A 21,032-nucleotide genomic window follows, 5' to 3' on the forward strand; every position below is an offset into this window, starting at 1 on the left:
CAATTAATGGGACAGACCACGAGGTTTAGCAGCAATTTGGACTTCCTCTGGCTTTCCTAGCTCGCCCATTTCCTTAGCTTGCTGCTGATTCACACTGATCAGCACACCACCAGCATTATCGGTTTTCACACTTAATTGCTCTTTAGCTTTCCAAGTCCGATGAGTTCCTTCTGCAAGATTACCCTCAAACTCAGTTTTGCCATCAGCTACTACCCGAATCCAAGATGAGGCTTTTAATGTTACACCAATCTGCACCGGTGTACCAGTTTTGGTGCTGATCAGGGCGTTGCTATAAGGTTTAATCTCTGGTAAAGGTTTTGATTGTGACTGTTGTTGTGGCTTTGGCCGAGGTGGGGTAGTACTTGCTTGCAGAGCAGATTCCTTCAGTAGTTGAGATAAACCGCTAACAGAGCAGATAATCACAAATATATAAAGAAGGTAAAGATGCAAGGGACGCAATTGGTTAATTGGCTTAGTAGTCCCAGTTGGTTTGGGGTTCAGCGGTTGATAAAAAATGGGAAAAGTGCTAGCCAATATTGCGCCATTAAAACCTAATGCATCAGCAAATTGCCTAATTAAGCCCTGAATATAAACTGGTTCTGGTAGTTCCTCTAAATTCCCTTCCTCAATAGCTTGTAAAAGACGCTTGGGAATTTTTGTTAATATAACCACTTCCTCTAAAGATAGACCTTGTTCTTGACGCGCCGCCCAAATTTGAGCGCCAATTTCCGCCAATTTTTCGGACTGTTGTTGCTCTACTGAAACAGTAGGTGGCTGATTATCCTTCCTGTTAAACCATTTCATGCGTAGTTACACTCCTTAACTCAGCTGAATCATTAATAGGTATGTGCTTGATTTGCTGTTGCAAAAAGCGCATCTCATCATTTCTTAGGGAACGATAGTTACCCTCTTTTAAATAGGGTTGTTTGGGAACTTGTAATTTAATCGGTCCGATAGCAGTCCTATGCAGCTTGATTACCGGGTAGCCTAACTGTTCGGCTATACGGCGAATCTGGCGGTTGCGTCCCTCCTTCAAAACAATTTCTAAACAGCTTTGTGCATTCAAACTTTCTCTGAGGCGCACCTCGGCTGGTCTTGTTCTTCTACCGTCTAAGATCACACCCTGACGCCACATTTGTAACATTTCTTCGGGGGGATGTCCTTTAACTAATACTCGATAAGTTTTAGGGACACTGTGACTGGGATGAGTAAGAGCAAATGTCAGCTCGCCATCGTTAGTAAGTAATAATGCACCAGTGGAATCTGTATCTAAACGCCCAACTGGGTGAATACCTGAATTATTGCGTAATTCTTGTGGCAGTAAATCTAAAACTGTCGTTCTTCCCTGGGGGTCGTAGCAAGTAGAAACTACGCCAGCAGGTTTGTTTAGCAACAAATATATAAGAGCCGGACGATGTTTAGTAACTACGAGTTTACCGTCAACTGTAATTTTGTCTTTTTGGGGGTCAACTTTTTGACCTAGATGTGCCAATACCCCGTTGATCCGCACACGCGATCGCCTGATCATTTCTTCGGCTTCACGACGTGAGGCAATACCCCATTGGGCGAGAACCTTTTGTAACCGAGCCTCCATGTGGATATTACTTAATCTTCCCCTAGTATTTAAATCATAATATTTGCACTTTGTCGTTAATCGCCATAAATGTTACATTTAAGGACTGATTAACATTCAACCGATTGTTGAGTCTCTACCGATAAACAAATCAAGTGAAATGCCTGAGCAAAATTCCACTGCCAAACCTACCCAGAAGATACGGATAATTACGAATCTGCTCACAACTGCACTAAAGATATGGTTGCGGGCGCAAGTAAGTCAAGTGTCGCAAATAGAAGTGGAAATCAGAGCTAGCGATCGCCAACTGCTTTCGGGCAAAATTCCTTGGGTATCGATTGGGGCTAGTCATGCTGTTTATCAAGGCCTCCATATTACACAGATTCAACTTGTAGCTGAAAATATTCAAGTCAACATCGGCTCGGTTATCAAGGGACAGCCGCTCAGACTGTTAGAAACAGTACCAGTGGTTGGTGAATTGATCGTCGAAGAGAAGGATCTTAATAATTCCCTCTCATCTGAGCTGTTAATAACGGCCTTAAATGATGTACTGGTTAAACTTTTACCAGAACACTGCGCAAAAACCAAGTCTATTTCTTGGCAAAAAATTATTCTGGAAAATCATCAAATTATACTGAGTGGCATTTTAGCATCTGACGGTCAATCTACGCCCCTGGACATATGCATGGGCTTAAATTTAATTAGTGGTCGCGAGTTGCAACTAGCACCAGTTCAAATAAAGTACGATATGGTAACTCAAAACCAGAGTAATCATGAGTACACTTTCGATCTTGGCTCAGAAGTCGATATCCAAGAACTCACATTGATCCCAGTCCAGTTACTATGTCGCGGGCAGATTAACGTTAACCCCTGATGATTAGAAATCAAAAACAGAAATTGCTTATTATTTATAATAATTTATATTTTTAATGCATGGGGCATGGGCATTGGGAAGAAAACTCCCAACACTCCCCACACTCCCTCATCTCCCTTTCCCCCTCTGCTCCTCATCTCCCTTCTACAATCAAGGGCAATAACAAAGTCACGAAGTAGTAAACTAAGGGCGCTGTAAAAATATAACTGTCTGTACGATCTAAGATGCCACCATGACCAGGGATCAACTGTCCGGAATCTTTGACGCCAGCATCGCGCTTCAGCACAGATTCAATGAGGTCGCCTAAAAGACTAGCAATCCCAATTAGCAAACCTAACGCTAAGCCAGTGTAGATAGCTCTGGGCCAGTGAAGATAATAAGCCCCGGCTAAACCTACAGCAATGCTAGCACTGATACCAAAGACAGCCCCCTCCACGGTTTTTTTCGGGCTGATGTCAGATAAACGGGTTTTGCCGAAAAACTTGCCAATAGTGTAAGCACCAATATCAGCTGCCCAAATGCACAAAAAGGTCAGCACGGTTGCTTTCAAGCCTTGTGGTAGGGAGGCAATATTTCTTTGCTCGATAATATCTGTCCAAGTGGTAGGCCAGTAACCACCTAAAGGTAGATTACTGAGGGCGATACTGCCAAGCGATCGCAAGCGTACCCAATAACTAGGCAAGTAACCGACATAAAATAGCCCCATAATCGAAGCGGAAATATCAGCGATCGTCGCCATTTTTGGCTGAAACAGCAGGTAAAAACAAATAAATGTCCCAGCTATGGGCATGAAAGCGTCAGCTAAATCACCATCAAGGGTACAAATCACCAGTAAGACTAAGCTGACAAACATTGTGGTTTTAACAGCAGGAGCTATGCCTCTGGCTAGCACCAAATTAAAATATTCCTGTTGTCCTAAAAACACCACAATCGCAATCATAATGGTAAAATACCAACCCCCTAACAGGGTAGAAAATAGAGCTAGAGCGATCGCAACAATTCCACTAATAATCCGAGACCAAGGCATAGAAGTATTTAGGATGGGGGATTGGGCATTGGGCATTGGGCATGGGAGAAGAATTTTCCCCTAGTCCCTAGCCCCCAATTTATGTAGATTTAGTCTAGTTTCTCACCACTAAGGATAAAAATGGGATCTAAGGCGGCAAAGGTTTGAGAAAAGCCGCGCATCTCTAAGCGATTGACCGCAGATTGGACAACTTCAATATTCCTAGCTCTTAATTGGGAAAAGCTTTGAGAGATAGCATACAGACTTTCTAGATTAGCAGCTGTCGCCACTACTCTACCTGTTGGTGGCAGATAATCCCATACAGCCTGTAAAATTTCCTGGATAGGTCGTCCTCCCTCAATACAAACGCGATGAGGGGTAAGTTTTAGTTCCTGCAAACACTCCGGAGCGCTACCTTCAATAACTTCAACATTTTTTACCTCAAAGCGATCGCAGTTACGACGGATCAGATTGGCTACTTCTTCATCCCGTTCGACAGCGATAATCTTGCCACCGGGACACAATAATCCTACCTCTACAGGAATTGTACCTGTACCTGCACCAATATCCCACAATATTGAATCTGGCTGAAGCCGTAATTGAGCAATCAGCAATAGTCTCACTTCTCGCTGGCTCATGGGTATTCCTGGCAAATGCTCGAACATTTCATCGGGAATACCAGGGGTAATGTAAGGCCAAATTTCCGAAGGCATAGAATTACATTATTTATACTAAAGATATCAGCTTGTTTGTTTGGATAGTCATAGGCTCTAACCACCTTTAGACGTAGCGTTATCAGTAATCATAATGGCTAAAGAAATATTGGGCGATGTCTGGCGACAAGACGCTGCGCGTCTACGCTACGAAATTCAGCAGCAATTGGGAAAAAAGGCAGGAAGACGAACGCTGTTAGTCCGTGACTTACTCACTCAGGAACTTGTGATCGTTAAGTTACTGACTTTTGGCGGCGACTTTGAATGGGATGATCTCAAGCTATTTGAGCGGGAAGCTGAAACTTTAAAATCTTTATCACATCCTGCTATTCCTCGCTATTTAGATTATTTTGAGCTAAATTCGCCTAATCTCCAGGGATTTGCCCTGGTACAAACTTATATATCAGCACCAACTCTGGAGCAATCTTTAAAAGCTGGGCGCACTTTTACTGAGGCAGAAATTAAACAGATAGCTAAAACACTGTTAGAAATTCTCATTTATCTGCATGGGCTACATCCGCCTGTAATTCACCGTGATATTAAGCCTAGCAATATTTTATTGGGCGATCGCTCTGGTAATAATGTCGGTCAAGTTTATTTGGTAGATTTTGGCTCAGTACAGACTGTTTTGGCAACTGAAGGCTCAACTCGGACGGTGGTGGGAACCTATGGTTATATGCCACTAGAGCAATTTGGCGGACGCACCGTTGCAGCTTCCGATATTTATAGTTTAGGGGCGACATTAATTTATTTGGCGACGGGTATCCAGCCAGCAGATTTACCCCAAAAGGATTTTCGCATTCAGTTTGAGCAAGCGGCTAATCTCAGTCCTGATTTCAGTAATTGGTTGCGGTGGTTAATTGAACCTAACTTAGAACAGCGTGCAAGTTCTGCCCTAGAAGCACTCCAAGCCTTAGATAGACCCCAAATTCTCGAGTTGACGGATTTAACTATTATCAAACCGCCAGGGAGTAAAATTCAACTGACGAAAAGTGCAGATGTACTAGAAGTTGTCATTCCGCCCAGTGGCTGGCAAGCGTCGATGTTGTTTTTAGGTTCGTTTGCGATCGCTTGGAATTCATTCATCCTATTTTGGACGATTGGCGCGCTTGCTGCACCTTTTCCGGTTAATATCCCCTTTGCCTTGTTCTCCCTGCCTTTTTGGGGCGCTGGCGGCTTTATGATGTATAGTTTTTTATTTAATATCTGGGGAAGTATGAAATTACGCCTGGATAGTCAACAAGTATCTTCAACCTATGAGTTATTTGGATTTAAATTTCATCGTCCCCGACCATCTCCCCGGAATAATATTACTAAACTAGTGTATATTCCACCACATTTTACTAAAGATTCTGATGGCAATAGAATTAATATACCTGCACAATTAGAACTTTGGGCTGGAGTACAAAAATATCAGCTTGCTAATAGTCATTTTCCTCTCAAATCTGAGGCGGAAATGGAATGGTTAGCCCAGGAATTAAGCGATTGGTTAGGAATCAAAATTGCCACCAAATAGAAATAGTTCGTCACTATAGCAACTGCAATTTATAGTTAATTAAAGATGCTTGAGAGGAAGTATATATGTTATTTGGACTAGGATGGCCAGAAGTTGCCATTATTGTGATAGTCGCTATTTTAATTTTCGGCCCGAAAAAAATTCCCGAATTGGGGAATGCACTCGGTAAAACTCTCCGGGGTTTTAAGGAGGAAATCAAAGGTTCTGGTACAGATAGTAATTCAGACCAAGACCAATAATATTTTTAGTTGGCAGGAAAGCAAAGGTTAATAGTAGAGATACGAGCGATCGCATCTCTACTATTGACTAAAGCAGCGTATTGATGATTGGAGATGCAACGCCATTTTGAGAATCTACGATCGCCGTAGTCGAGTTTTGCTGATGTGTTTCTTCTTTCACTACGCCCCGTGCCCTAATTAACTTAATCGCACGGGTGACACTTTCTGGTAAAATCACGACCAGGCTGTTCTCTGGAGCCATATCCAAGCCTTTGTTAATTGCTTGGGTTTCGTCCAAAATTGCTTCAAAACGAGCATTGGGTTTAACTTGGGTAATGCCTCTAGTAATCAACTCTGCGGCTGATCCCCGAAGACGACCCCTAGTATCATCGTCTTCTTTGATGATGATGTAATCAAAAATATCTGCTGCTAATTTGCCCAACGTGACAAAATCTTCGTCACGGCGATCGCCAGGGCCGCCAACTACGCCAATCCGCTGTCCTGAAGTCCAGTTGCGGACGAAAGCACCCACAGCTTCATAACTAGCTGGGTTATGAGCATAGTCTACCAAAGCATGGTGGTTGCCTAAATTAAATAAATTCATCCGTCCTGGGGTTTGACTCACAGAAGCGCGGAAGGTCTTTAATCCTGAGCGAATCTGCTCTATTGTGACGTTTTGCACAAAAGCTGCCAAACTTGCTGCTAATGCGTTAGCAATCATAAATGGCGCACGTCCGCCCATTGTCAAGGGAATAGCTTCCGCCCGTTCAATGCGGTGTGTCCAATCGCCTTTGACAATTGAGAGATAGCCATTTTCATAAACTGCTGCGACTCCGCCCTTTTGAATGTGCTTGCGCACCAGTTCTGAGTCGGCGTTCATGGTGAAGTAAGCAATATTAGCTTTTGTTTTCTCTGCCATTGCTGCAACCCGGTGATCGTCAGCGTTGAGTACGGCATAGCCATCAGGGAATACGGCTTCTGCTACTACACTTTTAAGGTTAGCTAATTGGTCTATTGTATCTATATCGCCTATTCCTAAATGATCGGCGGCAACATTCAAAACCACGCCCACATTGGCAGCTTCAAAACCCAATCCTGAACGAAGAATACCACCACGAGCGCTTTCTAATACTGCGACTTCTACGGTGGGGTCTTGCAAGATTAAATGGGCACTTTGCGGCCCCGTATTATCTCCCGCTTCTACTAAGTAATCACCGATGTAAGTTCCGTCTGTGGTTGTATAACCTACTACTTTGCCTGTCTGCTTGTATATGTGTGCCAGCAATCGGGTGGTAGTGGTTTTACCATTTGTACCGGTGACACTGAGAATGGGAATACGGCTGGATTGCTCATTGGGGAATAGCATATCCATGACTGCGCCAGCAACGTTGCGGGGAATGCCTTGAGAGGGTGCAACGTGCATTCTAAAGCCAGGGGCGGCGTTAACTTCAACAATTACGCCATCTACTTCCCTTAAAGGACGGCTAATATCCGTGGTAACAATATCCAATCCGGCAATATCCAAGCCAATAATCTTGACTACCCGTTGTGCTAGCCATACGGTTTCAGGGTGGATTTCATCGGTACGGTCGAGGGCACTACCTCCTGTACTTAAGTTAGCCGTAGCGCGGAGATAACAAACTGTACCTTTGGGAAGAACGCTATTTAGGGTATAGCCTTGCCTTTCTAGTAGCTGGTAGCTAGTCCGGTCGAGTTCAATTTTGGTGAGGACATTATCATGTCCTTCACCGCGATTTGGGTCTTGGTTTGTTTCCTCAATTAGTTCCGCAATACTAGATCTGCCATTACCAACCACATGGGCTGGTACGCGTTCTGCTACTGCTACGACTTTGCCATCTACCACCAATACCCGATGATCTCGCCCTACGTAATACCTTTCAACAATAATTGACCGGGAAACTTGTCTGGCTGCTTCATAAGCTGCCTCGGCTTCTTCCCAAGTTCTAATATCAATGGTGATCCCGCGTCCGTGATTGCCATCTAAGGGCTTGATGACTATGGGATAACCACCAACATATTCTATAGCTTCTTCCAAATCGTCCAAGAAACTGATAACTGTACCTTTAGGCACTGGTACACCAGATGCAGCGAGGATACGTTTGGTGGCTTCTTTGTCGCAAGCTAGTTCTACACCCAAAATGCCGGTGTTGTCGGTCATGGTTGCTTGCATCCGCTTTTGATTCACACCATAACCTAGCTGAATCAAAAAGCGTGCCCCTAGAGCCATCCAGGGTATTCCGCGTTTTTCTGCTTCTTTGACGATCGCTTCTGTCGAGGGGCCCAAAGATGAATCTCGCCAGAAGTCTTTTAAGTCTTGGATGTCTTGCTCTAGCTCTGCTTTGGGATAACGACCGCGATCGACAATACTTTGGCACAACCGTACCGCTGCTCGTCCGGCGTAGCGTCCGGCTTCCTCATTTAGGTACTCTAGTACTACCTGGTAAATGCCAGGTGTAGCTGTTTCGCGGGTGCGACCAAAGCCTACATGCATTCCAGCTAGTTCTTGCAACTCTAAAGCTACGTGTTCAACGATATGGCCCATCATTGTGCCTTCGCGCACACGCATTAAAAAACCACCCCGACAGCCCGGTGAGCAATAGTGGCCCTCCAGACTTGGCAGCGCCTCAACTAATCCTTCGTAAAAACCAGGGATTTCATTCGAGGGCTTCTCGGCAAGGTTTTCTAAATCGAGGCGCATGACGATCAGCTTGTGGCGTCGAATGCTCCAGTAGTTTGGGCCGCGTAATGTCTGGATCTTGAGGATTCTCATGGGAATAGGTAGATGGAGATTCGGAACCAAAATTCTAGTTTCTTACTGAAATTGACCGCTAAACTGTTTATCATGAACAGTTTTTTCTTTTTAAATGCTGTTTCTGTTGATTTTTCTACAGTAAGAAATAAACAAGCGATCAACTCAGTGTAACCTCAGATACACTATTCCGTCAGCTGGAGATCCGATGTACAGCAGGCAGTACAGTGCGCTGGTACAGGTGGAAGCGATCGCCATAGCTGAGGATATGTAGACGTAAATTATGTACAGTCAAGGGTTCATTAGCTCCTACATGAGGTTCATTTGTGTGGGTTAACTCCGTAGGATCAACAATAGTGACACTACCTTTACCCATAACTTGTAGCCAACCATCGCGCTCGAACACAGCACAAGTATCTTCGTCAATACCGATACCTAGGCGATCGGGGTGAGCGGCGATCGCGCTAATTAATCGCCCCATGCGATTACGGTTGTGAAAATGTTGGTCTACAATCACTTCGGGAATAAATCCTAAACCTGTTGCCATATCAACCAGAGAGCGGTTGGGCGTTTCCCCACTACCACCACCAGCAATCATATGATGCCCCATTACCGCTGCTCCTGCACTCGTGCCAGCTAAGGTAAGTTGCCCTGCCCTAACTCGCTGTCGGACAATGTCCATCACTGGCGTATCTGCCAATACGCCACAAAGACGCAATTGATCCCCTCCTGTCAAAAAGACTCCGCTACAGGCTTCCAGGGCTGCTTTAATTTGAGAGGCTTCGCACTGTTCCCGCTCGCGAATATCTAAAATTTCAACCTTCTCAGCACCCATTTCTTCAAAAATCCGAATATACCGACCGCCAATAATGGCTGGTTCACGAGAGGCAGATGGAATAATTGTAATATAGGCCTTGCTAGCACCAGCACGGCCAAAAAAAGTTCTTAGGATATCACGTCCATGAACTTTGTCTTCTGCTCCTCCGATAACCAGAACGGCGGTTTTAGTTGCTTGGGGTGTCCTCATTTCCAGCGATTTAGCTTTTAATTGCGGCATTGTGTTTCTCCTGTCAACAACTTCAGGTGAATATAACAAGGTTCAGTAGCCTGAGTATTTTCGCGCTTTGCTTGTTTGGGAGGACACTTTTTTGCAGTTGGGATTGGCGTTAATCGTCGTTGCGACTGTTTGCTCGCTCCACAAGAAGCCTCAGTCTTGATATGTCCATTGTCCTCAAAGCCAGCGCCTTGTTTGTTCACCTGTCCACTTTTGCCAGCTTGGCAAAATAGTGCGAGTAGGGCTAAGTGGGGGCTAGGCTGCGCCCTGGATTGGGGCGAGTAGGTTTTGACAAGCTGTGTTCTGAGGCTGGCTTGATGCATCCTGAAAGTTGCTAACTGAGTTAAGAATATTAATTTAAATGTAGTTTTGACAATATTTAAACATAAATTAAGTAATTAGAAAAACTTTTGATCCCACGAAAGAGCCAAGTTTTCTGGTACTTTTAGTTACTATTGACAAACTTTATCTGTAGCCCTACCAGTCATTAGCTTCTTGTTTTTCCCCGACATTCAAATTTAAGATTAGTGTTCTTGAATACGAATAACTGTGCGCTTTGATATAGTTACGCTTTTTCCTGACTGTTTTACCTCTGTTTTGGGTTCTGGATTGCTGGCTAAAGCCTTAGCCAAACAGATTGCTCAAGTCAATCTGGTTAATCCTAGAGACTTTACCAACGATAAGCACCGGAAAGTAGATGATGAACCCTATGGCGGCGGTGTGGGGATGCTGATGAAGCCTGAACCCATTTTTGCCGCTGTGGAGTCGCTGCCGATTCTACCGCAAAGAGAGGTGATTTTGATGAGTCCACAAGGACAAACTATCAATCAACCGCTTTTACGCGAGCTGGCATCAAATTATAACCAATTAGTGGTCATTTGTGGCCATTACGAAGGAGTAGATGAGCGGGTACTGCATTTAGTCACCCGTGAAGTGTCTTTAGGAGATTTTATTCTCACAGGCGGTGAAATACCCGCAATGGCTTTGCTCAATGGTGTGGTAAGACTGTTACCTGGCACTGTAGCGAAAGTGGAATCATTGACAGCAGAGAGTTTTGAAGAAGGGTTGTTGGATTATCCCCAATACACTCGTCCCGCAAATTTTCGTGGCTGGAAAGTACCAGATGTCTTGCTATCTGGAAATCACGCCGCCATTTCCCAGTGGCGTTACGAACAACAAATCAAAAGAACAGGCGATCGCCGTCCCGATTTACTGGAAAAATGGAAACGGGAAAAGGGAGACAAGGAAGACAAGGAAGACAAGGGGGACAAGGGGGACAAGGGGAAGAATTAGCCAATGCCCCATGCCCAATGCCCAATGCCCCATAACAACTGACAACTGACCATTGACTATTGACAAATGACTAATATTCGTATAGGTAACGGCTACGATATTCACCGACTGGTGAGCGATCGCGCTTTAATTTTAGGCGGAGTGAACATTCCCCATGAACTGGGTTTGCTGGGGCACAGTGATGCTGATGTCCTAACCCATGCGATTATGGATGCCATGCTGGGGGCATTATCTTTAGGGGATATTGGGCATTATTTTCCCCCTACAGATCCCCAATGGGCGGGAGCAGACAGTTTGGTGTTATTAAATCAAGTACATCAGCTGATTTGCACTCAAGGTTGGCAAATCGGCAATATTGATTCTGTGGTAGTAGCAGAACGACCAAAATTGAAACTTCATATTGAGAAAATGCGGGACAAGCTAGCGGCTGTTTTACAATTACAACCCAATCAAATTGGTATTAAAGCTACTACCAACGAAAAATTAGGCCCTGTGGGACGGGAAGAAGGTATATGTGCTTATGCTGTTGTCTTACTCGTAGCTGCTGATTCATTTAAATAGTATTTCACTAATACCAAAAAATTCCTGGCTTGGCTCAAGTCCCAGTCCAGATGAACTTTACTTTTGATGATTAAAATTATGAAATTTCCTAGTATATGGGCTAGAGTTAAACGGTTGTGGTTACTCATAATTATCTGTATAGCAACAGTACTGACAGTTGCTGCTTGTAATCCATCCAATTTTAAAACAACAGCTGCTCAAGTTCCCCAGTTAGTAACTAGTATTCTCAGCGATCCTAAAACCTTTAACTTAGCTCTCAGCCAAGAATCACCAAATATTTTTGGTTTAACTTACGCAGGATTAGTTACCCAAGATTTAATTACTGGTAAAGTTGAACCAGATTTAGCGGAATCATGGCAAATTTCTGAAGATAAATTGCGATTTACTTTTACTTTACGTGAAGGATTAAAATGGTCTGATGGGCAACCACTCACGGCTGAAGATGTCGTATTTACTTATAACGATATCTACTTTAATGAAGCGATTCCTACTGATGTTAAAGATGCATTCAGAATCGGTCTCAGTCGGAAGCTACCTATAGTCAAAAAACTCGATGAACGTCGGGTTGAATTTATTCTCCCGGAACCTTTTAGACCTTTCTTATTAAATACGGGCACTTCTATTTTACCTGCCCATGCACTAAAAGCATCTGTAAAACAGAAAGATTCAGAAGGAAAGCCGACTTTCTTGAGCAAGTGGGGTGTAGATACTCCTCCGGAGCAAATTATTGTCAACGGCCCATATAAACTTGAGCGTTATGACACAAGTCAACGTGTAGTGTTTCGGCGTAACCCTTACTACTGGCGTAAAGACACCCAAGGTAAAGCTCAGCCTTATATTGAACGTATAGTTTGGCAAATCGTCGAAAATACGGATACTTCTTTGCTGCAATTTCGGTCTACTGGATTAGATACTGTAGCAGTAACACCTGAATATTTTTCTTTGCTAAAAGTACAAGAAAAGCAGGGTAATTTCAAAATTTACGGGAATCAACCTGGCACTGGTACAACATTTGTTTTCTTTAATTTAAATAAAGGTAAAAGAAACGGAAAACCTCTAGTAGATCCCATTAAATCACGCTGGTTCAATACAGTTGAATTTAGGCAGGCAGTAGCTCATGCTATTGATCGCCAAACGATGATTAATAACACTTATCGCGGCTTAGGTAAACCACAAAACTCACCAGTTACAGTACAAAGTCCTTATTACCTTTCGTCAAAAGCTGCGCTAAAAGTATATGATTATAATCCTGAAAAAGCAAAGCAATTGCTGATTAAGGCTGGATTTAAATATAACCCACAAAGTCAGTTATTAGATGCTGAAGGAAATCGCGTTCGCTTTAATTTGCTCACTAACTCTGGGAATAAAATCCGCGAAGCAATAGGAGCGCAGATTAAACAAGACTTGCAGAAAATAGGTATGCAAGTCGATTTCACTCCATTGGCATGGAATACTTATACAGATAAGCTATCTAATAGCCTAGATTGGGAAGCTTCTATTTTAGGTTTGACAGGTGGTTTAGAACCAAACGATGGAGCTAATGTCTGGTCACCTGATGGCGGATTACATATGTTTAATCAGAAACCACAACCTGGACAAAAGCAGATTGAGGGTAGAGAAGTAGCTGATTGGGAAGCAGAAATTGGTAAGCTATATATTCAAGCCACACAAGAATTTGATGAAGCAAAAGTAAAAGAAATTTATGGGGAAACTCAGCGGATTTCTCAAGAAAATTTACCCTTTATTTACCTAGTTAATCAGCTGTCAATGTCAGCAATACGTAATCGCTTTGCAGGTATTAATTATTCAGCGATAGGTGGTGCTTTCTGGAATATTCATGAAATCAAAATAACAGATTAGTCAACTGAAGGATGAAGGATAAAACTACTTTTATATTTCATACTTTTTTGGTCAATGGTTATTAGTAACTGACAAATCACAAAGGACAAATGACTCATGACCAATGAAAAAGCTTTGCGATCGCTTTTAGAAGCGGTTGCAGATGGTAACGTTACCCCAAATCAGGCATTAGACTCCCTCAAAGACTTAACTTATGAAACAGTGGGTGATTTTGCCAAAATTGACCACCATCGGGCGCTGAGAACTGGTTTCCCAGAGGTAATTTGGGGTCTAGGTAAAACTCCCGATCAAATTGTGCAAATTATGGAGGTGATGCGTCAGCGCAATCCGGTAGTAATGGCAACCCGGATTGAACCTGGAATCTACACCAAATTACAATCTAGGGTGAGAGGTTTACGATACTATGAGTTGGCAAAAATTTGTGCCATTACTCCCACGGAAATTGAACCCCAGTTTGATGGTGTGATGGGGATTCTGTCGGCAGGAACGGCTGATTTACCTGTAGCTGAAGAAGCAGCAGTGACAGCAGAACTTTCTGGTTTTCGCGTACTACGCCTTTGGGATGTCGGTGTTGCTGGTATTCACCGCTTGTTGAGTAATCGCCACTTAATTGAGTCAGCATCAGTTTTGATAGTCGTAGCGGGGATGGAAGGTGCATTACCCAGCGTTGTTGCAGGGTTGGCGGATTGTCCTGTGATTGCTGTACCCACCAGCATCGGTTATGGTGCGAGTTTTGGTGGTTTAGCACCCCTATTGACAATGCTCAACTCTTGTGCGCCGGGAATAGGTGTAGTCAATATTGATAATGGCTTTGGTGCAGCAGTCTTAGCAGGGCAAATTTTGCGGACAGCCGATAAGTTAACAAAAAGTCAATAGTCAATGGGCATTGGGCATTGGGCATTGGGGAGGTAGTGCGTTGCGCGGGTTTCCCGCGTTGTAGCAACTGCCGTCATTGGGCATTTGTCAGTTGTCTCCCCTGCTTCCTCATCCCCCTCATCCCCCTCATCCTCCTCATCTCCTCCCAATGCTGGACATCACCTGCAAGTAGAGGTTATGACATAACAATCCTTCAGGTTACTAAGTATGCACTACTTCAGCGATGTGCTATCTGAGTTATTTTGGCATTCGCCTGTAACTTCAGTGTTAGCTCAACATATTAACGATCCTAATGTTTTGGGACAAATGCAGAACAGTTGGCAGCACTTTGTCAAGACAGGCCAAATTTGGGCACTGTTGATTGGTTTGGTCATTGGCTATATGATTCGGAATCTAACTAGTTACGGTTAAAGTAATTTAAAATTTAAGATTTTGGGTTTATTTAACATCCAAAATCTTAAATTGATTGCCCCACTTTTAACGTTTATGACCGAACAAAAAACTTGGAGCCAGCGGTTTGAATCGGCGTTGCATCCAGCGATCGCTCTTTTTAATGCAAGTATAAATTTCGACATTGAATTAATCGAATATGACCTGACTGGTTCCCAAGCCCATGCGAAAATGCTGGCTCATACTGGTATCATTTCCTCAGAAGAAGGAGAACAACTAGTTGCTGGGTTAGAACAAATTCGCCAGGAATATCGCCAAGGAAAATTTCAGCCTGGTATTGATGCGGAAGATGTTCACTTTGCCGTGGAACGGCGATTGACAGAAATTGTGGGTGATGTGGGTAAAAAGCTGCATACTGCGCGATCGCGTAACGATCAAGTTGGCACTGATACTAGACTTTATCTGCGCGACCAAATTCAACAAATTAAAAGTCAATTACGCGATTTTCAAACTGTTTTACTAGAGATAGCCGAAAAAAACGTTGAAACTCTCATTCCTGGCTATACTCACCTGCAACGCGCCCAACCACTAAGTTTAGCTCACCATCTCTTGGCTTACTTTAATATGGCGCAACGAGACTGGGAACGTCTAGGAGATGTTTATCGCCGAGTTAATATCTCTCCTTTGGGTTGTGGTGCTTTGGCTGGGACGACTTTTCCGATTGATCGGCATTATACAGCCGAACTCTTGAATTTTGACAACATTTATGCTAATAGCCTTGATGGAGTGAGCGATCGCGATTTTGCGATCGAATTTCTCTGTGCTGCCAGTCTAATTATGGTTCACCTCAGCCGCCTTAGTGAAGAGGTGATTCTTTGGGCATCTGAGGAATTTCGCTTTGTTACCCTCAAAGATACCTGTGCTACAGGTTCCAGCATCATGCCCCAAAAGAAAAACCCTGATGTTCCAGAACTGGTACGAGGAAAAACAGGGCGTGTATTTGGGCATTTGCAAGGGATGCTGGTAATTATGAAGGGGCTACCTCTGGCATATAACAAAGATTTGCAAGAAGACAAAGAAGGTTTATTTGACAGCGTCAACACAGTCAAAGCCTGCTTGGAAGCAATGACAATTTTGCTGCGAGAAGGTTTAGAATTTCGTCCCCAACGCTTGGCACAAGCAGTCGCAGAAGACTTTTCTAACGCCACAGATGTAGCAGATTATTTAGCTACAAAAGGTGTCCCCTTCCGAGAAGCCTATAACCTCGTGGGTAAAGTGGTAAAAACCAGTATTGCCGCAGGTAAACTCCTCAAAGATTTGACATTAGAAGAGTGGCAACAAATTCATCCAGCATTTGCAGCTGATATTTATGAAGCCATCTCCCCCCGTCAAGTCGTAGCAGCCCGTAATAGTTATGGTGGTACTGGCTTTGCCCAAGTACGCAACGCAATTCTTACCGCCCGCACTCAACTAGGGTCTAGGGAATAGGGCGCAGGGGCGACTAGGGAAGGGGGACAAGGGCGACAAGGGGCAATACGGTTCGGTTAAACGGGAAAGGGGAAAGGGAAAAGGGCCCATTCAAACCTTTCCCCCTTACCCCTTAACCTTTTCCCTTTCCCAAAAGGGAGATGAAAATTGCTTATCCGAACCGTATTGAGACAAGGGGGACAAGGGAGGACAGGTAAGATAAAAACTAATGATTTTTTACTCTTGCCCAATGCCCAATGCCCACAAAATAATTCAGGACATACAAATTAATGTACGCCCTGAAAAATCAAAGATTTAAAGAGTAAGGATTTAAGCAGATGGCTTACTCAGCATCAATTGCTGCTACGCCGTCATCTTCTTCACTCTTAGGTGGTCTTTGTTGGAACCTTCTCTGCATTCTTCCTGTAGTAGTTCGTTTACGAAACTTCCTGGCATATGCCTGGTTCCGTAGCGCCTTTTCTTTTTTTGGGTTACGGCGCTTAGCCATGTTCACCTCATTAATAAACAACAAAAAACAGCCACTAGGCAATATCAGCTACCGTTGTTATTGATAATTCTTAGCCTAGTCTAGCTATAATATTCTTTGAACAGCATACTATTATAACGCATTTATTTGTAATATGTCAATACTTATTCGGAATAATTTTTTGGGTGAATAGCAGATGCGAACGCTCGCAATGACTGTAATTAATTTTGCGTGGTTACTTATAACTTTAAAAAAGCAACGCAGGGCTATCACAAGGAAGGTATGAAACTCCTACCAAAAATAACACTTCTTGTAGCTCTCAGTGCATCGCTGACAAATGACAGGCGTAAAGCCTTCTCTACGAGACGCTGCGCAAACGGTATAGCTTCTCCTGTCGGAGAGGCTGCGCCAACACTTAGCGCGGAGTATCCTGCTCTTAAGCGCAGTAAATTATTTAATAGTAGGATATAGATTCAGTAAAAAATATCTACTAGCCCCTAAAGAAAAGAATTGAGCAATCTCAATTTATTTATGGGGATTATTAATTTTGAATTCGCCGCTAAGTTCGGCAAATTTTTCTGGAATTGTGATTCAACAATGATGAGGAGTATGATTAATTCAGATATTAACAGATTAATCATGTAGGTAAATTATCTATTTTAGAGTTTTATTGATATTGAAGCTAATTAATCCGTTTTATTGTCTGTGATATAGGATGATGTATAAAAATTAAATAATCAGATTGAGTGCTTCTAAGAAAGTGTTAGAATGAAAGCTCCAAACCATTAACATTTTGTATAATACACAACTAAATATATTGGTATTTAGACATCTATGTTAATTGGTAAGGAATTCTAGAATACAATACAAAGATTTGAAGATTGAACGTTCTTGCTTTGTTTACTATAGCTTTGCAGTCCACACGTAGCTTATGGCGCTTTGGGCAAACCGTATTGGGTATAATCTTCCGTCATCCCATTACCGGCACCAGCATCATTCCCATTCTACCTGATGGTCGGATTGTGTTGATTCGGCGCAGCGACAACGGTCGCTGGGCATTACCTGGAGGTATGGTGGATTGGGGAGAAGATATCCCGAATACAGTCCGCCGAGAGTTGTTGGAGGAAACAGGATTGGAGTTGGTAAAAATCCGGCGTTTAGTTGGGGTTTATTCTTCGCCAAGCCGAGATCCGAGAATTCATTCGATTTGTATTGCAGTGGAAGCTGAAGTACAAGGCTCGATGGCAATTCAGGATAAATTGGAAGTGACAGAAATCCAAGCGTTCTCTCGTAACTCCCTACCTCTAGAACCAATGTCTCATGACCACTATGAGCAGTTACAAGACTACTTAAATGGCTTGACAACAGTGGCATAACAATATTTACTTAGTCGGTAGTCAACTGAAGTATGAAGTATAAAGTATGAAGGAACAAACCTCTGATTTTTGACACCACCTACTGTTGGGGTATGTAGAGATTTTTCATCCTAGACTCGGCAAGTTGCTTTGTCTCTACATTCTTTACACTTCATGCTTTTTGGTCATATAGTCATTTGTCTATGTTTACTGAGGAATGATTATTGATTAATATACTAAAACTTAATCGTTAAAATTCAGATGGATACGCTATTTCGTAACTCCCGGAGAAAACTTTCTCAAGGGCTATTATTTTGGCGCGAAGCCGGTCAGGGAATGCCGATCATTTTTTTACATGGTGCTTGGAATGATAGCAGCCAGTGGGTATCAGTAATGGAATCTGTGTCACAACATTTTAATTGCTTTGCCCTAGATTTATTAGGATGTGGTGAGTCAGACAATCCGAATGTTCACTACTCAGTTGAGTTGCAAGTAGAGTGTTTAGCTCAGTTATTAGAAGCGTTAAAGTTGGAGAAAGTGTATTTAATAGGACATTCTCTAGGCGGGTGGATTGCTGCTAGCTATGCTTTAAAGTATCCAGAGCAGGTAGAAGGTTTAGTATTGTTATCACCAGAGGGTATAGCAATAGCAGGACAAGAGAAAAGATGGCAAAAAATGCAGTGGTTAGTGGATGGGCCAAAATTATTATTTAAGATTTTGCGATCGCTTCTGCCTATCATAAAAATTTTGGGGTTGCATACAAAACTTGAAAAATATTTACAAATGCGGAAAACACTGTTGCAACATCAGACAGCCTGTCAACTCCTCTTCAAAAGGCCAAAGCCAGAAATTGCAGCAGAATATCTCCAAGACAGATTGCACCTACTAGAAAATCCAGTTTTGATTTTACAAGGTGGCAAAGACACACCCGATGCCTTAGCGAAAAGTCAAGCTTACAATCAACTTCTACCTAAAGTTGAATTGAAAATCATTCCTCACGCAGGCGATAATTTACCAGAATCTTGTGTGGCCGTTGTGGCTGAAGATATTCAGGATTATATAAAAACAAAATGTTCGAGGATTATATAGATTTTTAGAAAAGATAGTTGCAGCTATATAAAATCAAGTAAAACTTGACAGACATTGCTATAGCAATCCTATTTCAGTTGTGAAAAATATCGGTTTTGGCTGTTGACTATCAACGGTTAACAGTCAACAATCCTACATGTAATATTTCACAAATTCTCAGCCGACTGCTATATTCTTTTCTACCATTCCTAGTCACTTTTTCCCTATTTGCCAGTGAATGTAGCTGAATTAGTCACTGTTTCAATTATTCTTTTACTCGTAGCCACCGTTGTCGCTTTATTGTCGCGCTGGCTACGAGTTTCTTATGTTGCAGGTTTAGTTTTAGCGGGTTTAGCTGTTACAGAACTCTTACCACAGCGCATTGGTCTGAATGATTCTCTGATTTTAAATTTATTTCTGCCAATTTTGGTGTTTGAGGCGGCTATTAATACAGATGTTAGCCGCCTGCGTACCACGGTTAAACCAATTGCTTTATTAGCTGGGCCAGGAATCCTCATTTCTTCTGGTGTCACAGCCGCAATTCTAAAATGGGGACTGGGACTAAATTGGACAGATGCACTATTGGCGGGAGTAATTTTAGCAATTACTGATACTGTTTCTGTAATTGCTGTATTTAAGGAGGTACATGTCCCTTCGCGTCTGTCAACCATTGTTGAGGGAGAAAGCTTATTTAACGATGGTGTGGCGCTAGTTTTATTTAGTTTAATTTTAAAAGTTCATGCAGCTGGCTCACTCTCATTTCTCGTTGGACTGCAAGAATTATTTGTCGTAATTATTGGGGGAACTTTAGTCGGGTTAGCTGTCGGGTATTTGAGTACGGGCTTATTTGTCCGTGCTGATGAACCACTGAGTAGTATTTTACTCACGGTAGCTGTGGCTTTAGGAGCTTTTAAACTGGGACAATCTTTTAGCGTCTCTGGTGTAGTGGCTGTGGTTGTTGCTGGGTTAATTGTCGGTGCAGTGGGGCTTTCAGGTAAAGTATCGGCTTCGACAAGATTGACATTACTGAGTTTTTGGGAATCTATTGCTTTTGGGGTAAATAGCTTTATTTTTCTGCTGATTGGTATAGAAATAGACTTAATAACTTTATGGCAAACTCTACCAGCTGTGCTGCTAGCGATCGCAGCTTATCAAATAGCCCGCATCGTCTCTGTCTATCCACTGTTAGCTATTTTACGTTGGTTTGACCGTCCCATTCCTTGGCGCTGGCAACACGTTCTGTTTTTTGGCAATATTAAAGGTTCTCTGTCAATGGCGTTGGCGTTGAGTATTCCCACAACAATCACCGGAAGAGAACAACTAATTGCGATCGTGTTTGGGACAGTATTGCTGTCTGTAGTTGGTCAAGGAGTAAGTTTACCTTGGTTGGTGAAGCGATTGCAATTGTCTCAGGTGTCAGCAACGCGCCAGCAGGTTGAAGAATTGCAAGCCCAATTAATTACAGGTAAAGCAGCACAGGATGAATTAGATACTCTATTAAAAACAGGGGTTTTACCAAAAGCTGTATATGAAGAGATGCGTGCAGCTTATCAAGTGCAAGTAGCAGGCGCAGAAAAGGTATTACGAGAATTATATAATCGCCGTGCGGATGAGTTGGATATAAAAACTGGTGAACCTAGTAAGCTTGATGCTATTCGCCGTCGATTGCTACTAGCGGAGAAAGGTGCATTAAATGAGGCGATACGTCAGCGAATTTTGTCAGAAGAAATTGTTTATGAACGGTTAAAAAAACTTGATGAACAATTGTTGAAATTAGATGATTAATATATTAATTCGTAATTCGTAATTATAAAATTAAATCTTCAATAGGGGTTGTTATGGCTTTATCTTAACGCACCAAAATATACTAAATTCATAATTATTAATTCATTTTAAAGCAGGACTTACGCAAAAATAACGTAATTTTGTCATTACGAGCGATAGCGAAGTA

20 protein-coding genes are annotated in these 21,032 nt (G+C 42.7%); 12 read left to right on the top strand and 8 right to left on the bottom strand.

The window, feature by feature from the left end:
* Positions 1–3: 3 nt before the first annotated feature.
* Both AACU32_RS05260 and AACU32_RS05265 read right to left on the bottom strand, forming a co-directional pair.
* Entirely contained in the window at positions 4–804 is an 801-nt protein-coding gene (locus AACU32_RS05260; RefSeq protein ID WP_096598513.1) for a helix-turn-helix domain-containing protein, read from the bottom strand.
* Positions 791–1,594 carry a pseudouridine synthase gene (locus AACU32_RS05265; protein WP_096598515.1) on the bottom strand — a complete coding sequence of 268 codons (804 nt, stop codon included), beginning with the start codon at positions 1,592–1,594 and terminating at the stop codon, positions 791–793. The genes AACU32_RS05260 and AACU32_RS05265 overlap by 14 nt, the downstream gene beginning before the upstream one ends.
* A gap of 139 nt (positions 1,595–1,733) precedes the next feature.
* Between AACU32_RS05265 and AACU32_RS05270 the strand changes: the two genes are divergently transcribed.
* Positions 1,734–2,447, top strand: a complete 714-nt coding sequence (locus tag AACU32_RS05270) for an LmeA family phospholipid-binding protein (RefSeq protein ID WP_096598517.1) — start codon at positions 1,734–1,736, stop codon at positions 2,445–2,447.
* Between the two features lie 133 nt (positions 2,448–2,580).
* On the opposite strand, the gene AACU32_RS05275 is transcribed toward AACU32_RS05270, so the two are convergent.
* Positions 2,581–3,474, bottom strand: coding sequence for a phosphatidate cytidylyltransferase (locus AACU32_RS05275; RefSeq protein ID WP_096607865.1), 894 nt, complete (start codon positions 3,472–3,474; stop codon positions 2,581–2,583).
* Positions 3,475–3,563: 89 nt separating this feature from the next.
* Positions 3,564–4,166, bottom strand: a complete 603-nt coding sequence (gene cbiT / locus AACU32_RS05280; RefSeq protein WP_096598519.1) for a precorrin-6Y C5,15-methyltransferase subunit CbiT — start codon at positions 4,164–4,166, stop codon at positions 3,564–3,566.
* 94 nt (positions 4,167–4,260) lie between these two features.
* Here cbiT and AACU32_RS05285 point away from each other — a divergent pair, with 94 nt between their 5' ends.
* Entirely contained in the window at positions 4,261–5,682 is a 1,422-nt protein-coding gene (locus tag AACU32_RS05285; protein WP_096598521.1) for a serine/threonine protein kinase, read from the top strand.
* A gap of 65 nt (positions 5,683–5,747) precedes the next feature.
* A complete protein-coding gene (gene tatA, locus AACU32_RS05290) occupies positions 5,748–5,921 on the top strand; it encodes a twin-arginine translocase TatA/TatE family subunit (RefSeq protein ID WP_096598523.1) in 174 nt (57 codons plus the stop codon).
* A gap of 67 nt (positions 5,922–5,988) precedes the next feature.
* On the opposite strand, the gene cphA is transcribed toward tatA, so the two are convergent.
* The 3 genes from cphA to AACU32_RS05305 all read right to left on the bottom strand — a co-directional run bounded on the left by cphA (position 5,989) and on the right by AACU32_RS05305 (position 10,047).
* The gene (gene cphA / locus AACU32_RS05295) at positions 5,989–8,691 is read right to left on the bottom strand and encodes a cyanophycin synthetase (protein ID WP_096598525.1); all 2,703 of its coding nucleotides are present in this window, start codon (positions 8,689–8,691) and stop codon (positions 5,989–5,991) included.
* 172 nt (positions 8,692–8,863) lie between these two features.
* On the bottom strand, positions 8,864–9,727 hold the full coding sequence (locus AACU32_RS05300; protein ID WP_096598527.1) for a cyanophycinase: 864 nt from the start codon (positions 9,725–9,727) through the stop codon (positions 8,864–8,866).
* Positions 9,715–10,047, bottom strand: a complete 333-nt coding sequence (locus AACU32_RS05305) for a hypothetical protein (protein WP_096598529.1) — start codon at positions 10,045–10,047, stop codon at positions 9,715–9,717. Before AACU32_RS05305 ends, AACU32_RS05300 begins: the two co-directional genes overlap by 13 nt.
* 226 nt (positions 10,048–10,273) lie before the next feature.
* Between AACU32_RS05305 and trmD the strand changes: the two genes are divergently transcribed.
* The 6 genes from trmD (at position 10,274) to argH (ending at position 16,192) form a co-directional block, all read left to right on the top strand.
* Positions 10,274–11,017 (top strand): tRNA (guanosine(37)-N1)-methyltransferase TrmD, encoded by a 744-nt coding sequence (gene trmD, locus AACU32_RS05310; RefSeq protein WP_096598531.1) that lies wholly within the window; start codon positions 10,274–10,276, stop codon positions 11,015–11,017.
* A 66-nt stretch (positions 11,018–11,083) separates the two neighbouring features.
* Positions 11,084–11,578, top strand: a complete 495-nt coding sequence (gene ispF, locus AACU32_RS05315; RefSeq protein WP_096598533.1) for a 2-C-methyl-D-erythritol 2,4-cyclodiphosphate synthase — start codon at positions 11,084–11,086, stop codon at positions 11,576–11,578.
* A gap of 78 nt (positions 11,579–11,656) precedes the next feature.
* Positions 11,657–13,438, top strand: coding sequence for an ABC transporter substrate-binding protein (locus tag AACU32_RS05320; RefSeq protein WP_096607866.1), 1,782 nt, complete (start codon positions 11,657–11,659; stop codon positions 13,436–13,438).
* Positions 13,439–13,534: 96 nt separating this feature from the next.
* On the top strand, positions 13,535–14,314 hold the full coding sequence (gene larB, locus AACU32_RS05325; RefSeq protein WP_096598535.1) for a nickel pincer cofactor biosynthesis protein LarB: 780 nt from the start codon (positions 13,535–13,537) through the stop codon (positions 14,312–14,314).
* A 207-nt stretch (positions 14,315–14,521) separates the two neighbouring features.
* Entirely contained in the window at positions 14,522–14,725 is a 204-nt protein-coding gene (locus AACU32_RS05330) for a hypothetical protein (protein WP_096598537.1), read from the top strand.
* Between the two features lie 75 nt (positions 14,726–14,800).
* Positions 14,801–16,192: an argininosuccinate lyase gene (argH, locus tag AACU32_RS05335; protein WP_096598539.1), complete on the top strand. Its 1,392-nt coding sequence runs from the start codon at positions 14,801–14,803 to the stop codon at positions 16,190–16,192.
* 322 nt (positions 16,193–16,514) lie between these two features.
* Here the strand turns inward: argH and AACU32_RS05340 are convergent, their stop codons facing one another.
* On the bottom strand, positions 16,515–16,679 hold the full coding sequence (locus AACU32_RS05340) for a hypothetical protein (protein ID WP_339377528.1): 165 nt from the start codon (positions 16,677–16,679) through the stop codon (positions 16,515–16,517).
* An 860-nt stretch (positions 16,680–17,539) separates the two neighbouring features.
* On the opposite strand from AACU32_RS05340, the gene AACU32_RS05345 reads away from it, so the two are divergent.
* The 3 genes from AACU32_RS05345 (at position 17,540) to AACU32_RS05355 (ending at position 20,866) form a co-directional block, all read left to right on the top strand.
* On the top strand, positions 17,540–18,034 hold the full coding sequence (locus AACU32_RS05345) for an NUDIX domain-containing protein (RefSeq protein ID WP_096598543.1): 495 nt from the start codon (positions 17,540–17,542) through the stop codon (positions 18,032–18,034).
* Positions 18,035–18,274: 240 nt separating this feature from the next.
* Positions 18,275–19,102 carry an alpha/beta fold hydrolase gene (locus AACU32_RS05350; protein ID WP_096598545.1) on the top strand — a complete coding sequence of 276 codons (828 nt, stop codon included), beginning with the start codon at positions 18,275–18,277 and terminating at the stop codon, positions 19,100–19,102.
* A 213-nt stretch (positions 19,103–19,315) separates the two neighbouring features.
* Positions 19,316–20,866 (top strand): cation:proton antiporter, encoded by a 1,551-nt coding sequence (locus tag AACU32_RS05355; RefSeq protein ID WP_096598547.1) that lies wholly within the window; start codon positions 19,316–19,318, stop codon positions 20,864–20,866.
* The last annotated feature ends 166 nt before the right edge of the window (positions 20,867–21,032 follow it).

Origin of the sequence: Calothrix sp. NIES-2100 (assembly GCF_963875285.1) — a bacterium.
In the GTDB taxonomy this organism is placed as follows: Bacteria; Cyanobacteriota; Cyanobacteriia; order Cyanobacteriales; family Nostocaceae; genus Aulosira.